The sequence below is a fragment of the Pseudocitrobacter sp. 2023LY-00077 genome (assembly GCF_055796175.1).
Genome location: NZ_JBSPEI010000001.1, coordinates 1 through 14,458, shown reverse-complemented (window position 1 = coordinate 14,458; position 14,458 = coordinate 1). Strand labels below are relative to the sequence as shown.

At 48.7% G+C, this 14,458-nt stretch carries 13 protein-coding genes; 6 read left to right on the top strand and 7 right to left on the bottom strand.

Translation table 11 applies throughout. The features are described from left to right. Positions 1–242 precede the first annotated feature (242 nt). The 4 genes from purM (at position 243) to ppx (ending at position 5,736) form a co-directional block, all read left to right on the top strand. Positions 243–1,280 (top strand): phosphoribosylformylglycinamidine cyclo-ligase, encoded by a 1,038-nt coding sequence (gene purM / locus ACWWFX_RS00065; RefSeq protein ID WP_015963454.1) that lies wholly within the window; start codon positions 243–245, stop codon positions 1,278–1,280. Further along, entirely contained in the window at positions 1,280–1,924 is a 645-nt protein-coding gene (purN, locus tag ACWWFX_RS00060) for a phosphoribosylglycinamide formyltransferase (RefSeq protein WP_473222913.1), read from the top strand. Before purM ends, purN begins: the two co-directional genes overlap by 1 nt. 206 nt (positions 1,925–2,130) lie before the next feature. Beyond that, entirely contained in the window at positions 2,131–4,191 is a 2,061-nt protein-coding gene (gene ppk1 / locus ACWWFX_RS00055; protein ID WP_015963451.1) for a polyphosphate kinase 1, read from the top strand. 3 nt (positions 4,192–4,194) lie between these two features. Next, positions 4,195–5,736 carry an exopolyphosphatase gene (gene ppx / locus ACWWFX_RS00050; protein ID WP_276219430.1) on the top strand — a complete coding sequence of 514 codons (1,542 nt, stop codon included), beginning with the start codon at positions 4,195–4,197 and terminating at the stop codon, positions 5,734–5,736. On the opposite strand, the gene ACWWFX_RS00045 is transcribed toward ppx, so the two are convergent. Further along, positions 5,716–7,968, bottom strand: a complete 2,253-nt coding sequence (locus ACWWFX_RS00045) for a sensor domain-containing phosphodiesterase (RefSeq protein ID WP_473222912.1) — start codon at positions 7,966–7,968, stop codon at positions 5,716–5,718. The two genes, ppx and ACWWFX_RS00045, sit on opposite strands and share 21 nt — an antisense overlap. Before the next feature lie 353 nt (positions 7,969–8,321). On the opposite strand from ACWWFX_RS00045, the gene ACWWFX_RS00040 reads away from it, so the two are divergent. Further along, positions 8,322–8,513: a YfgG family protein gene (locus tag ACWWFX_RS00040; protein ID WP_276219426.1), complete on the top strand. Its 192-nt coding sequence runs from the start codon at positions 8,322–8,324 to the stop codon at positions 8,511–8,513. Between the two features lie 313 nt (positions 8,514–8,826). On the opposite strand, the gene ACWWFX_RS00035 is transcribed toward ACWWFX_RS00040, so the two are convergent. From ACWWFX_RS00035 to ACWWFX_RS00020, 4 genes are read right to left on the bottom strand one after another with little or no spacing between them, the layout of a single operon-like run. After that, the gene (locus ACWWFX_RS00035; RefSeq protein ID WP_473222911.1) at positions 8,827–9,309 is read right to left on the bottom strand and encodes a DUF2514 domain-containing protein; all 483 of its coding nucleotides are present in this window, start codon (positions 9,307–9,309) and stop codon (positions 8,827–8,829) included. Continuing rightward, positions 9,306–9,935 carry a glycoside hydrolase family 19 protein gene (locus tag ACWWFX_RS00030; RefSeq protein ID WP_473222910.1) on the bottom strand — a complete coding sequence of 210 codons (630 nt, stop codon included), beginning with the start codon at positions 9,933–9,935 and terminating at the stop codon, positions 9,306–9,308. Before ACWWFX_RS00030 ends, ACWWFX_RS00035 begins: the two co-directional genes overlap by 4 nt. After that, positions 9,925–10,209 (bottom strand): phage holin family protein, encoded by a 285-nt coding sequence (locus ACWWFX_RS00025; protein WP_473222909.1) that lies wholly within the window; start codon positions 10,207–10,209, stop codon positions 9,925–9,927. Before ACWWFX_RS00025 ends, ACWWFX_RS00030 begins: the two co-directional genes overlap by 11 nt. Beyond that, the gene (locus ACWWFX_RS00020; RefSeq protein ID WP_473222908.1) at positions 10,196–10,600 is read right to left on the bottom strand and encodes a putative holin; all 405 of its coding nucleotides are present in this window, start codon (positions 10,598–10,600) and stop codon (positions 10,196–10,198) included. The genes ACWWFX_RS00025 and ACWWFX_RS00020 overlap by 14 nt, the downstream gene beginning before the upstream one ends. 191 nt (positions 10,601–10,791) lie before the next feature. Between ACWWFX_RS00020 and ACWWFX_RS00015 the strand changes: the two genes are divergently transcribed. Continuing rightward, positions 10,792–11,910 carry an acyltransferase family protein gene (locus ACWWFX_RS00015; protein ID WP_473222907.1) on the top strand — a complete coding sequence of 373 codons (1,119 nt, stop codon included), beginning with the start codon at positions 10,792–10,794 and terminating at the stop codon, positions 11,908–11,910. A gap of 48 nt (positions 11,911–11,958) precedes the next feature. Here the strand turns inward: ACWWFX_RS00015 and ACWWFX_RS00010 are convergent, their stop codons facing one another. Further along, entirely contained in the window at positions 11,959–14,163 is a 2,205-nt protein-coding gene (locus tag ACWWFX_RS00010; RefSeq protein ID WP_473222906.1) for a hypothetical protein, read from the bottom strand. A gap of 54 nt (positions 14,164–14,217) precedes the next feature. Then, a partial coding sequence (locus tag ACWWFX_RS00005; protein WP_473222905.1) for a hypothetical protein occupies positions 14,218–14,458 on the bottom strand: 241 nt, incomplete at its 5' end.

Below are 14,458 nucleotides of genomic sequence, written 5' to 3'. Positions count from 1 at the left end.
GTTTCCGCCAAAACAGAAACCGGTTTCAGTGGCATCATGTGCATTCAACGCAACTGATGCAAGGACAAAAATGTACCCGGTTTCATTTTCGTGAACGGTATCAAACTTGACCGCGTTCTCAGGCCGAACGGCAAAAATCCACGCCCTGAAAAATGGATGCATAATGGGCTCGCAAACGTTTGCTTAGACTGTTAGAATTGCGCCGATTTTTCTTGCTAACGCAAACGCGTGGAGACTTAGCAGTGACCGACAAAACCTCTCTCAGCTATAAAGATGCCGGTGTTGATATTGACGCAGGAAACGCTCTGGTTGACCGAATCAAGGGTACGGTGAAGAAAACCCGTCGCCCGGAAGTGATGGGTGGATTAGGTGGATTCGGCGCATTGTGCGCGCTGCCGCAAAAATATCGTGAGCCGGTGCTGGTCTCTGGCACTGACGGCGTTGGCACCAAGCTGCGTCTGGCAATGGATTTAAAGCGTCACGACACCATCGGTATCGACCTCGTCGCCATGTGTGTGAACGACCTTGTTGTTCAGGGCGCTGAGCCCCTGTTCTTCCTCGACTACTACGCCACCGGCAAACTGGACGTCGACACCGCGGCCAGCGTAATCAACGGCATCGCGGAAGGCTGTTTACAGTCTGGCTGCTCCCTGGTGGGCGGCGAAACGGCGGAAATGCCGGGCATGTACCACGGTGAAGATTACGATGTGGCAGGCTTCTGCGTCGGGGTGGTAGAAAAATCAGAAATCATTGATGGCTCAAAAGTCACCGACGGCGACGTGCTGATCGCGCTGGGCTCCAGCGGCCCGCACTCTAACGGTTATTCACTGGTGCGTAAAATAGTGGAAGTCAGCGGTTGCGACCCGGAAACCACACAGCTGGAAGGTAAGTCTCTCGCCGACCATCTGCTGGCGCCAACCCGTATCTACGTGAAAAACATTCTGGAACTGATCGAAAACGTTGACGTTCACGCCATCGCTCACCTTACCGGCGGCGGTTTCTGGGAAAACATCCCGCGCGTGCTGCCGGATAACACTCAGGCGGTGATTGACGAGTCCTCCTGGCAGTGGCCGGCCATCTTTAACTGGATGCAGGACGCAGGTAACGTTAGCCGTCATGAAATGTACCGCACCTTTAACTGCGGCGTGGGTATGGTGATTGCGCTGGCAGCCGACGAAGCGGATAAAGCCATCGCCCTGATGAACGAAAAAGGTGAAAACGCGTGGAAAATCGGCTATATCAAAGCCACTGATTCCGAACAGCGTGTGGTCATCGAATAATGAAAAATATCGTGGTGCTCATTTCCGGCAACGGAAGCAACTTACAGGCAATTATCGACGCCTGTGCGCAGAAGAGAATAAAGGGCACCATTCGTGCGGTATTCAGCAATAAGGCCGACGCGTTCGGCCTTGAGCGCGCCCTTGATGCGGGTATCCCGCAGCATGCGTTAACCGCCAGCCAGTACGCCAGCCGTGAAGCGTTCGATCGCGAGCTGATGCACGAAATCGACGCTTATGCGCCGGATGTCGTGGTGCTGGCAGGCTATATGCGCATTCTGAGCGCCGAGTTTGTCAGCCACTATCAGGGGCGTTTGCTGAATATCCACCCTTCCCTGCTGCCAAAATATCCCGGCCTCGATACCCATCGACAGGTGCTGGAAAACGGCGATGCTGTACACGGCACCTCGGTACACTTTGTCACCGAAGAACTGGACGGCGGGCCAGTGATTTTACAGGCCAAAGTCCCCGTGTTTGACGGTGACGACGAAGCCGATATCACCGCGCGCGTGCAGGCTCAGGAACATGCCATTTACCCGCTGGTGGTGAGCTGGTTTGTCGAAGGCCGCCTGGCCATGCGTGATAACAGCGCCTGGCTGGATGGCGTGAAATTGCCAGTCAGTGGTTATGCGTCTGAAGATGAGTAATCTTATTCACCGCAGCTTCCGCTGCGGTGATTTTAATACAAGCAATCCTCCCACCAAAGCCGCCCGGCGATTAGTATTCTGGTCATGAATTTCCCTGCCACCGCTTAATAAGTGTCATACTCTTCTGGCACAGTTGGACATTCAACTGGAATGCTCGCCATAATAGCCAGGCCATAACGCGTGGATGGAACGGAGTGTAAGTAGTAATGGGTCAGGACAAACTGTATATCGAGAAAGAGCTAAGCTGGTTATCCTTCAATGAGCGGGTTCTCCAGGAAGCCGCGGATAAAAGCAATCCGCTGATTGAGCGCATGCGTTTTCTGGGGATTTATTCCAATAACCTGGATGAATTCTACAAAGTGCGTTTCGCCGAACTGAAGCGGCGCATCATCATCAGCGAAGAACAGGGCATCACTGCCCACTCTCGTCATCTGTTGGGCAAGATCCAATCCCGCGTACTGAAAGCCGATCAGGAATTCGACGGTCTCTACAACGAACTGCTGCTGGAAATGGCGCGTAATCAGATCTTCCTGATTAACGAGCGTCAGCTTTCAGTGAATCAGCAAAGCTGGCTGCGCCATTACTTTAAACATCAATTGCGTCAGCACATTACCCCGATTTTGTTGAACCGGGAAACGGACCTGGTGCAGTTCCTGAAGGATGATTACACCTATCTGGCGGTGGAGATTATTCGCGGCGATGAAACTAACTATGCGCTGCTGGAAATTCCGTCTGATAAGGTTCCACGCTTTGTGAATCTGCCGCCGGAAACGCCTCGCCGTCGCAAACCGATGATTCTGCTGGATAACATTCTTCGATACTGTCTGGATGATATTTTCAAAGGCTTCTTTGATTACGATGCTCTGAACGCCTACTCGATGAAAATGACCCGTGATGCCGAATACGATCTGGTACACGAAATGGAATCGAGCCTGATGGAGCTGATGTCCTCCAGTCTGAAGCAACGTTTGACCGCCGAGCCGGTGCGTTTTGTGTATCAGCGCGATATGCCAGATGCGATGGTGGAAATGCTGCGTAAAAAGCTCACGATCTCCCGCTACGACTCCATCGTTCCGGGTGGCCGCTATCATAACTTTAAAGACTTTATTGGCTTCCCGAACGTCGGCAAAGCCAATCTGGTTAATAAACCGATGCCGCGCTTGCGCCATATCTGGTTCGACAAATTCCGCAACGGTTTTGATGCCATCCGCGAACGCGATGTGCTGCTTTATTATCCGTATCACACGTTTGAGCACGTGCTGGAGCTGCTGCGCCAGGCGTCATTCGATCCGAGCGTGCTGGCTATCAAAATTAACATTTACCGCGTGGCCAAAGATTCCCGCATCATCGACGCCATGATCCACGCTGCGCACAACGGCAAGAAAGTGACAGTAGTGGTGGAGTTACAGGCGCGTTTCGATGAAGAGGCCAACATCCATTGGGCCAAGCGCCTGACGGAAGCGGGCGTTCACGTTATCTTCTCGGCGCCAGGGCTCAAAATTCACGCCAAACTGTTCCTCATTTCGCGTAAAGAAGGCGAAGATGTGGTGCGTTACGCCCATATCGGTACCGGGAACTTTAACGAGAAAACCGCGCGTATTTATACCGACTACTCGTTGCTGACCGCCGACGCGCGGATCACCAACGAAGTGCGTCGGGTCTTCAACTTTATTGAGAACCCGTATCGCCCGGTCACCTTCGATTACCTGATGGTGTCACCGCAAAACTCCCGCCGTCTGCTCTATGAGATGATTGACCGGGAAATCGCCAACGCGCAAAACGGCCAGAAAGCGGGCATTACGCTCAAGCTGAACAACCTGGTTGATAAAGGCCTGGTCGACAGGCTGTATGCCGCGTCAGGCTCGGGCGTGCAGGTTAACCTGCTGATTCGTGGTATGTGTTCGTTAATCCCGGAACTGGAAGGGCTGAGCGATAACATCCGCGTGATCAGTATCGTTGACCGCTTCCTCGAACATGACCGGGTCTATATTTTTGAAAACGGCGGCGACAAGCAGGTTTACCTCTCTTCCGCCGACTGGATGACACGTAACATTGACTACCGAATTGAAGTGGCGACGCCGCTGCTCGATCCGCGTCTGAAACAGCGCATTCTCGATATTATCGAGATTCTGTTCAGCGACACGGTCAAAGCACGTTACATTGATAAAGAGCTGAGTAATCGCTATGTTCCGCGTGGTAACCGCCGTAAAGTGCGGGCCCAGCAGGCGATCTACGACTATATAAAATCACTTGAACAACCTGAATAACCTATGCCCATAAAAAGCAAAGCCCCCCGCCCGCAGGAATTTGCGGCGGTAGACCTTGGTTCGAACAGTTTTCATATGGTTATCGCCCGTGTGGTTGACGGCGCGATGCAGATCATTGGCCGCCTGAAGCAGCGTGTGCATCTGGCTGATGGTCTGGATGAAAATAATATGCTTAGCGAAGAAGCGATGGAGCGTGGATTAAGCTGCCTGGCGCTGTTTGCCGAACGCCTGCAAGGGTTCTCCCCTTCCAGCGTCTGTATCGTCGGCACACACTCTCTGCGTCAGGCCGCGAACGCCACGGAATTTTTAACCCGCGCTGAAAAAGTGATCCCCTATCCGATTGAAATCATTTCGGGTAATGAAGAAGCGCGTCTGATTTTTATGGGCGTGGAGCACACCCAGCCGGAAAAAGGCCGCAAACTGGTACTGGATATCGGCGGCGGTTCGACGGAACTGGTGATCGGCGAAGATTTCGAGCCCAAGCTGGTTGAGAGCCGTCGCATGGGATGCGTCAGCTTCGCGCAGCAGTTTTTCCCGGGCGGTGTGATTACCCGCGAAAGCTTCCAGCGCGCCCGTCTGGCGGCGGTACAAAAGCTGGAGACGCTCTCCTGGCAATATCGCATTCAGGGCTGGAACGTTGCGCTGGGCGCATCAGGCACGATAAAAGCCGCCCATGAAGTACTGATCGAAATGGGTGAAAAAGATGGTTTCATCACGCCGGAGCGCCTCGAGATGCTGGTGGAAGGTGTGCTGAAATGTAAGAACTTTTCGGCGCTAAGCTTGCCGGGTCTTTCAGAAGAGCGCAAAAACGTGTTTGTTCCAGGGCTTGCGATTCTTTGCGGAGTCTTTGACTCGCTGGCGATTAAAGAGCTGCGTTTGTCCGATGGCGCGCTACGCGAAGGCGTGCTGTATGAAATGGAAGGCCGTTTCCGTCATCAGGATGTTCGTAGCCGTACCGCGCAAAGTCTGGCAAACCAGTACAACATTGACCGCGAGCAGGCACAGCGCGTCCTGGAAACCACCACGCATATGTATGAACAGTGGCTGGCGCAGAATCCGAAGCTGGGACACCCGCAGCTGGCGGCTCTGCTGCAATGGGCATCGTTGCTGCATGAAGTTGGGCTGAATATTAATCACAGCGGTATGCATCGCCACTCCGCTTATATTCTGCAAAACAGCGATCTGCCGGGATTCAATCAGGAACAGCAGTCACTGATGGCGACGCTGGTGCGCTACCACCGGAAGGCCATCAAGCTGGATGATCTTCCACGTTTTACGCTGTTTAAGAAAAAACAGTTCCTGCCGATGATTCAGTTACTGCGCCTTGGCGTGCTGCTGAATAATCAACGTCAGGCCACCACTAAACCGCCGACGCTGACGCTGAAAACAGAGGCCCATCACTGGACGCTCTGTTTCCCCCACGGCTGGTTTAGCCAGAATGCGCTGGTCCTGCTCGATCTGGAAAAAGAGCAGGAATATTGGGAAGGCGTTTCCGGTTGGTGGTTAAAAATCACCGAAGAAAGTTCACCGGAAATCGCTGCCTAATCGCGGCGATAAAGGCTCGGTAGCCAGTTCCTCCAGAGGAGCTGGTTTGCCGATGCAATATCCCTGAAGGTAATCAATTCCCAGCGATATCGCTGCTTCACGAATCTCTTCATTTTCGACAAACTCAGCGACCACTCGCATATTTTTCATCCGCGCCAGATGGCAAATGGAGGCGACGATTTGGTAGTCGAGGCTGCTGGTCGCGATATTACGGATAAAGCTGCCGTCTATTTTGAGAATATCGGCGCTGACGTGTTTCAGCCGCGCATAGCTCGCATAACCGGTGCCAAAATCATCAATCGCCACGCGGCATCCCATATCCTGAAGCACTGCCAGCGTCTGACGAGCCTGCTCCGGGTTACTTAGCGAATGGCTTTCGGTGACTTCAAAAATCAGCTGCCAGGCTTCAATATTATATTTTGCCAGTAAATCAGCAACCTGCTGGGAAAACTCCAGCCCACAGGCCGTAGACGGCGATAAATTGACCGACAAGCGCATTCCGGGATGATGCTCACGATGGTTATCCATAAAGCGCAATGTATGTTCCAGAACCCAAAGATCGATTCGTGATGCCATCCCGAATTCATGGGCGACAGGCAGAAAATCATTGGGCGAAATCAGTTCCCCGTCATCGCCAATCATCCGCAGCAGCACTTCATGATAATCATCGCCACGAATACTGACGATCGGTTGCGCCATCAGACAAAAGCGATCGCTCTCCAGCGCCTGCTGCACTCGTAGCATCATCGCCACTTTATCTTTTAATTCCTGCTGCAAATGCAGAGCGCCACGCCGCTGAAGGTTTTCCGGCTGGTGAGAAATCAGTGACAAATCGGCGATGGTACTCAGTTCTCCCAGCAGCAGGGAAAGGTGGGAAACCGGTGAATGAATGTAGCAGTAGCTCATCCCGACCTGTGGCTGAAGCGGCATCCCGTTCCAGATATAGCGAAATTGCTTCACTCTGGCATCTACCCGCGCGATATGTTGCTGGTAGTCTTCAGTATTCAACCGCATTGCCAGATCGTGCCCTGAAAGCTGGTACACATCTTCCCCAGGCCGCAGCACCTCGCTCAGCCACTCTGCCAGTTTCTGTTTGTAGTTGATACGGAGCATCACGCCGTAATGGCGGCCCAGTACTTCCAGGTCGGGCATCCGCAGGAAACAGACCACCGACCAGGGCGCAGCATCAATTGCCCGATTCAGGGCGCGGAGATTGGGTAAATGTACCACAGGGTCGAGGAATGCCATCCTCCGCACTCTGGCATGGATCGTTCGCTCACGCGTCGACAACACGGCGATGTAAGCAATGATAAAGGAGAACACCAGGTAACTGGATGAGGTGATCGCCAGTTGAGAACTATAACCGGGGTGTATAGGCAAATAGTGATAATGGAAATGAATCGCGACAATCAGCAGCAGAGTCCACAACGGCGAGATGAAGCGATAGCCAAAACGCATCGCGCCCCACAGCGTCACGGGCAGCAGCAGCGACAACGTGTAGTTGGTGCTGAAAATGGTGCTCTGATTGGTCAAAGGCATCAGCAGCAGGCCAAGCAGCAATGAAAGGACAATCAGCCAGGCGACAACTTCCATCCACTTTACTTTGGGATCGAAATCGAGCCGCATTTGCGAAATCAGCCCGCGAATGTAGCAAGGGTTACGTGCCAGGCGAATCAGCATGTAGCAGAACGGTACGCCGGTTAAACAGCTTACCAGCAGCGATTGATAGTTAATCAGGCTGCGTAACGTCAGCGGCGATACCCACTGAAAATCACTGCGGCTGGGATAGAGCCCCACGTAGATGGCAAACTGAAACAACAGCTGAAACACGGTCGCCGGGAAGAACATCTGCCAGAACAGGCGATGCGCAATCAGCCGCGTATCACCATGAGAAACCATTTGGCGACGCGGGATAAAAATACGATAGCCGCCCCAGGCAAGAACCAGCGGAATAATAAAATGCAGGACAATACCGACTCTCTCAAGAAAACAGAGATCCTTGCTCAGGTAGAGCCAGATGCTCGCAGCAATACCCGGTATCGCTTTCCAGCCAAAAAAAAGCATTAGACACAGCATAAATGGCAGCGGCAGATAATAAAGCGATACCTTGCCCCCATCAATCCATGCATATGTATTAGCAAGCTTTATGATTGGTAGTAAAATCAAGGGCAAAGCAAGCGGTAATGCCCACCAGCAATCACGATATTTTTTATATGTTTTGCAGAAATACATAGATGCTCTAAGGATATCCCAAATCCTGCTGGGTATATTCAGACAGGCATCCAACCTGGCTTAGTGGCCCGCAAAGTAAGTTACCATGCGGTTCGGACTGGGAATTCTAGAGGTCAACAGGCATGAGCGCTTGATACAAATCAACAAATAACGCGCATAAAAACATAAAGTTTCAATTTTTTGCGGTGGGGCAGATTAATTAATGGATTTTGTAAATAGCATTATTATCTTATATAACATTAATTAATGATTCGTTTGACGTTTTTTTACATTGTCTTTGATTGACCCCGATGATTCCCTATGCCTTAATGTAGACATCGCCCCGTTTGTGGGTATTGTTAAAGGACCCCTTTGTGAGCCAGGCTACCAGTATGCGAAAACGACACCAATTCAATGGTCGAATGATTCGAATCATACTACTCATCAGTTTGATGTTCTTCCTTGGGCGTTTCGTCTACTCTTCTATCGGCGCGTGGCATCATCATCAGGATAAAAAAGAATCACAATCAACGACCCTGACGATTGAGGCACCTGTGCAGCGCTGAATGATACCGCTATGCTGTAACCGAATCGCTGAGTACTCTTTTATCGTTGCCCTCCCTCCCGGATTATTCGTACGATATTATTCTTGTCATTAATTTTTCGTACGTTCTTCTTTTAACTTTCTGAAAGCATAAAAAAACCCGCCGTTAAGCGGGTTTCAAATTACTTTATCGAATCAAAGCAGAAATAATCATTCCCACTCAATTATTTACAACACGCATAACCAATTGATTGGTAACAACTTTCTAAAAAGTAATTATCACCGTACCGTTTTATATACCGTCACCGGAAATCAGTACCATGAAAAATGCCATGTCACCGGGTCAACGAATCGTACTGCTTTTCACAGACTCGTCCTGCTTCGGCGGCCCGGTCAGCGTACTCTGCCAGTTGTCGGTTTCGCTCGAGAGATTTGCTGAGCAAGTCGGCAAGCAATACTCCGGTGTCTGCGGCTGACGCCCCAGCGCCGACAGTGGCGTTATACTGCCTGAGCTGCTCACGGATGGCAACGAGCTGTTGCTGCAACCGACCAGCGCGAGCGGCAGCATCAAGAGCATCATTGCGCGCCCGGTCGATCCTCTGCTGCGCTTCACGTTCATTGTTAGCTTTCTCCTGTTCGTCATACTGACGGGCTTTATCATCTTCGGCTTTGCGGTCTTCCTGTGCCTGTGCGTACCCGGCGGCGTACTGCCGATCGCCGTGAACGTTCCAGGCAACCACCCCGACGATAACCATCGCAGCAAGCATCAGTAGGATAAGCAACTGTTTCCAGTACGCTTTGACTAATGCCCAGATCATACCGCCAGCACCTTACTGGCAGTGATGTACCGCGCGCGCCGGTCGTCGATACCGTTCTGCCCGCCATTGATAATCTGCGTGACGCGCACCAGGTCACCGGTGTACTTCATGCAACCTTTGGTGGCGAAGAACCACGCTGCACTGCGGGCTGCGTATTCGTCCTGCGCCAGTAGTTCCGGCTGTTTAACAAGATCCACCTTCAGGCCGTTGCCGCAGTCACGGTAATTGGTGAGACCGGTAATCTGAATTAACCCGCGTCCACGGTATTTCCAGCCATCACCAGCAGTTTTGTTACCGAGGCGGTTGCTGTATACCAGATTCGCGATTGCGCGTTGTCGCTCAAGTGGCAGTAATTTTTCATATGTCTTTCTGCCAAGCGCATTTGCCTGGTCCTGTGAAATTCTCCCACGACGGATAAAGTCATCTAATCCGCCCACGCTGTAATTGAAGTTCTCCACAAGGCGTGTGAATCCAGTACTCTCATGCCCTGCCTGAGCAATGAACATCGCCTTATCTTTTGGCTCAGTGATGCCGAACTCTTTCATTGCTGAGGTGATATGCGGAAACCAGCGCGCGGCCAGCACCTCACTGATTCCTGCTGCACGGCGGAATTTATTAATGTCCATGTTGAGACCTCGCTATCTTGAAGATTTGAACCACATTCCCCTTTGTCTTAATGAGCGCGGCAAGGAACACGGCTTTGATGATGATTTCTGACCAGTCTGTGCTGACGTAATACCCATAGAACGTCCGGATAGGTACGCTGGCAGCCACCACGATCAGGATGTAGGCGAGCCATCCACCCCACCAGCGGTGGCGTGACCCGTCACGGCGAAAAAGCAAGACTCTAATAGCTATGGCGCCGCAGATAGCGGCGTTCAGAATGTCAGGACCGGTCATCGTCTTTTCTCCTCGGGATCAGGTCGCGCGGATTTTCAGAACGGTGATAAAGCCAGGTGCCAATACCCACAGCAACGATTGAAGAAACGAATGCTCCAGCTGAGAACGCAACCCCTTTCTCAAACATATCTGTTGATATTCCCGGGAAAGCAGATGCAAACCCAATGAGGATGGTTGCTGTTGGTTTATAGAAGAGAAGTCCGCAGAAGAAGCTGAGGAACGCCAGCAGTAACCTACGCTTAATCGGGTACTCCACTGCCGAGGTAACAAAAATTACCGCTCCAGCTAGCGCCCCTAAAGCCACCTCTGGCGGTACTCCAGCGAACACAGACATCAGAGCGCTCATGCTAAGCCCCTGATTTAGCGTTTCCGTGGTTAACGTTTGCGCCATTATGACCACCGTTTAATGTGCATAAAGAACCCCCTTAGTTGGTGAGTACATCATACACAATAAACCATATATGGATATGTTTACCTATGAATACTCCTATCGAAATTACCCCCTGGGTGATACAATGCTGCCGTCCATAGGAAAATGGTTCTGCATGCAGCTAATACTGGGATATAATATGGAAACTAAAAATGACTGACTCTGTTATCATATACTTGTGGGTTGGATGTTCAATTTTTATATGTGGTCTTTTATTTAGCTCTAATGTTTTTTCTTACATAGACGGGAAAGATCATGATTACTCAAGGGAGCGGAATCTTGATGGTCTAAGATATATTCTTGCATCCATGGTTGTGTTCCATCACTCAGACTATTTTATTAATTATTTTACAATAAATAAATGGACTACTCATTCTGATTTTATTTATGCGATAGGGAAATTTGGCGTAGCGATTTTCTTTTCAATTACAGCTTTTCTTTTCTGGGGAAAGATTCGTAAATCAGAAAATGTTGACTGGATCAACTTATATAAAGATAGATTTTTTAGAATCGTACCGCTGACATATCTTTCATCATTCATTGCTGTATCATATATTATTTTAATGTCAACAAACCACAACAGTATTAGTTTGGATGATTTGTTGAAATGGTTTGACGCAAGTGTATTTGACATAAAACCTAATATAAATGGATTCAATAATTCTGTATTGGTGTTGTCTGGTGTAACATGGACAATAAAATGGGAATGGGGATTCTACTTCTCTTTACCAATCCTTTATTTTTTACGATCCAGGCCACTTGAAGCTTCAATTGGTATTATGTTTGTTTGTATGTATTTTCTACCATCATTTACAGACGCATCATATTGGTATTATTCTGCTTTCGCCTGTGGTATCCTAGCTAAAGAGTTATCATGCAGAATTTCATTATCAAAAAAAACATCTGACCTCATGCTGTTAGCATCTGTGACTATATTCGTACTGTTAAATCCATCACTTAACAGCACTAGACCGTGGATAATAGTCACAGTGTTTATGCTTTGCGTGATTAAAGGCGCAAGCTTGTTTGGTCTATTAAATATAAAAGGATTTACTCGTTTGGGGGAGTGCTCTTACAGCATTTACCTTTTACAAGGGGTTGTTTTCTATCCTTCATTTGCCTTTATTAAAGATAAATATGATATTAACAACCTAAATATCTCACTCCCAATGATAACAATTCTATTCGTAGTGCTGTGTGTTTTATCATCACTTACATTTTCTTTTATTGAACGACCACTAATTAAGTACGGAAAAGGAATAAAATTATAAATTTTAGCGCATTAATCACGAAGGATGTAGTGATTAATGCGCTTTAATTTAAAATGAGTCCCCCCTCCATGAGCAGTCAATAACACCACCTGTTATTATTTTCCACCTGTATTGGTATGATGCAGATGGTGTAATCTTTAGTGCCACTCCAGTATTTGGGGTTGTTTCCACTGCATTTATAAAACCATTGTTAATAGATGTAAATGTTGTTGCCAATCGTTCTACGTTAGTGTAGAAATCATCTACGCATGTGGTAACTGCAAACGCGGTAGATGCAGAATCTGCACCATTAAAATAATACGCCTCGATGCAAATATATCCGTAGTTATTAACTCTTGTTGCAAAAATCCCACCAAGATTTTTAGCTGCTATCCCTCCTTGTTTGAAAGTGGTATTTCTTTCATTTGTTGCTGTTCCTGTATTAACAGTCTGCCATGGCGTTACATCTGTACTACTGTATTTATCGTTATATAACTCTAACGCCCCGCTAAGCCTATCAGTATAGAATACATATATTTTACATTCATAAGGTTTCTGGATAGAGTTTGCATTTAGCTCTTTACCTAAAGCATAAAGATCTGTATCTGTTGTTATTGTTTTATGTGTTGAGGCAACAAGATTTGACTCCCACGAAAATGCTGCGTATGACCCATCTCCCATATCGTAGAATTTTTTGGCGAACCCTAATTGTTTTGCTTTATTTTTAAAGTGATCAGATCCTCCGTTTGCATCAGTTGTAAACAGACCAACACATGGAAGTATCTTAGCATTTGGGCATTTATATTTTATCTCACCCCATCCAATAACAGCCTGCCGCTTATTTCTCGCGTCATCCCAGTCATCATGATAGTATGCGTCAGCAAAAATGAGATCGTATCCGATACCATCATATCCATTCGGATGCGTACTTGTATCGAAACCAAAAACACCATGATCTGCAATTACCAGTGCCTTTTCAGTAAAGGCCTTGAATGAACTTATTCTGGTTTCTTGAGCTAATCTTGTTACTGAATTATTCTGAGGTTCATCATATAAATAATATCCAACTACACAATTACGATTATCCAATGATGGTGATGGAGAGTCTGTTTGTCCATAAATTGGACCACCAAGGATCATATGCATCCCTATAGCCTCTGCTGCATTGCAAGCTTTAACCATGTTTCCGCCATCAAGCCATGCCTGACCATAGTGAATTAGTGTATTAAATCCAGCGGTCTTAAGTTGAAGCATGTCGCAAATATCAAACACCTGGTGGACATATACCGCTTTAATCAGGGAGTGATTAACGGGAATATCGCTATCTAATTCACATGGCACGCTCGGCAATCTTGTGTACGTGATGGTTGCTTTACCTGTTAACCTAGCACCTTGAGGCCAATCAAATCTTGATAGCGATGTCGGACCGCTTATATGCGCCCTTCCAACATGCGATATTGCCGAAATAACTGCATCCTTTCCATCAAGTCCGCTGCCATAAGTATAGCCATAAAGAGATATATCAGCAGGGTCATAGCCTGTTTTGTTGTTAAGCTCGTCGAGCTCTTCCTGAACAGTTATTCCAGATGTGGATCCAATCAATCCTGCGCCAGTCGGTTTAGCTAATTCGATCAATACATCAGAAGCAGAGCCAGATGGAGGAAGCACAACAACAGGGTTACCATTGTTATCGAAAGCAGGCATCTTGTTTGCTCGAGTGGCTGCATCAGGAAGTATTGGGATTGGCTCTGGAACGCGCAACGTGCGGCTGAGATTGCCGCTTGCCAGCGTATCCACATAATTCTTGGTGGCCGCATCCTGCGGGTCGCGAGGATCTCGCACGTTGCGGATGTAGTTGTTAATGGCATCGTACCAGTTCGCAACACTGGATGGCTTACGCAGCGCAAGACGGAACGCACTGTATGCCTGCTGGATCAGCATCGTCAACTTGTCGAAAGCATCCTCATGCACTTCAGCGAAGAACTTGCCCTGGTTTCTCAGATCTGTTTCCTGAGTTGGCTCAAGCTCCCGTGCAATTGAGATCTGCCAGCCGTTTGCCAGAGGCGAGGTGAGTACCACATTACCGCCATTGTAGCCACCAGCATTTGTCACTGTGTAATCGGTGTCCAGCACCAACTCAGTAATGTTTTCGCTGAGGTCTACAACGGATACGGCCAGATCTGTTTTCTTGAATATGCGGAAGGTATAGGGGAATGATGTCGTAACGCCGTTCCCCGTATAATCGTTATGGTCAACTACGGTTGATACCGTCATGGCCTCTCTCCAGTAAAGCAGCGCCCGGCGCGCGTGCATCATCTGGTTATTCTATTACCTGATAACCACTATATGAATCGAATGAATAGCAATCATTAAAGTTATTACCCTATTGGTAATTTGCAATGTCCACTGGATAGACGGCAAACTATTTGCTACTGTATAAACATGGGTCTTCCCTTGTTGTGGTGGCTGAAGGCATGATAATGGTGTATTTAATCGCCAGAGGTCACCGCCATGGACGAAAAGTCCCTCTACGCTCATATTCTCAACCTGTCCGATCCGTGGCAGGTAA

Excerpts from the sequence above, each read along its gene's own strand:
- purN (WP_473222913.1), top strand. The coding sequence starts at position 1,280 with ATGAAAAATATCGTGGTGCTCATTTCCGGCAACGGAAGCAACTTACAG.
- ppk1 (WP_015963451.1), top strand. The coding sequence starts at position 2,131 with ATGGGTCAGGACAAACTGTATATCGAGAAAGAGCTAAGCTGGTTATCC.
- ppx (WP_276219430.1), top strand. The coding sequence starts at position 4,195 with ATGCCCATAAAAAGCAAAGCCCCCCGCCCGCAGGAATTTGCGGCGGTA.
- ACWWFX_RS00045 (WP_473222912.1), bottom strand. The coding sequence starts at position 7,968 with ATGTATTTCTGCAAAACATATAAAAAATATCGTGATTGCTGGTGGGCA.
- ACWWFX_RS00035 (WP_473222911.1), bottom strand. The coding sequence starts at position 9,309 with ATGATCTGGGCATTAGTCAAAGCGTACTGGAAACAGTTGCTTATCCTA.
- ACWWFX_RS00030 (WP_473222910.1), bottom strand. The coding sequence starts at position 9,935 with ATGGACATTAATAAATTCCGCCGTGCAGCAGGAATCAGTGAGGTGCTG.
- ACWWFX_RS00025 (WP_473222909.1), bottom strand. The coding sequence starts at position 10,209 with ATGACCGGTCCTGACATTCTGAACGCCGCTATCTGCGGCGCCATAGCT.
- ACWWFX_RS00020 (WP_473222908.1), bottom strand. The coding sequence starts at position 10,600 with ATGGCGCAAACGTTAACCACGGAAACGCTAAATCAGGGGCTTAGCATG.
- ACWWFX_RS00015 (WP_473222907.1), top strand. The coding sequence starts at position 10,792 with ATGACTGACTCTGTTATCATATACTTGTGGGTTGGATGTTCAATTTTT.
- ACWWFX_RS00010 (WP_473222906.1), bottom strand. The coding sequence starts at position 14,163 with ATGACGGTATCAACCGTAGTTGACCATAACGATTATACGGGGAACGGC.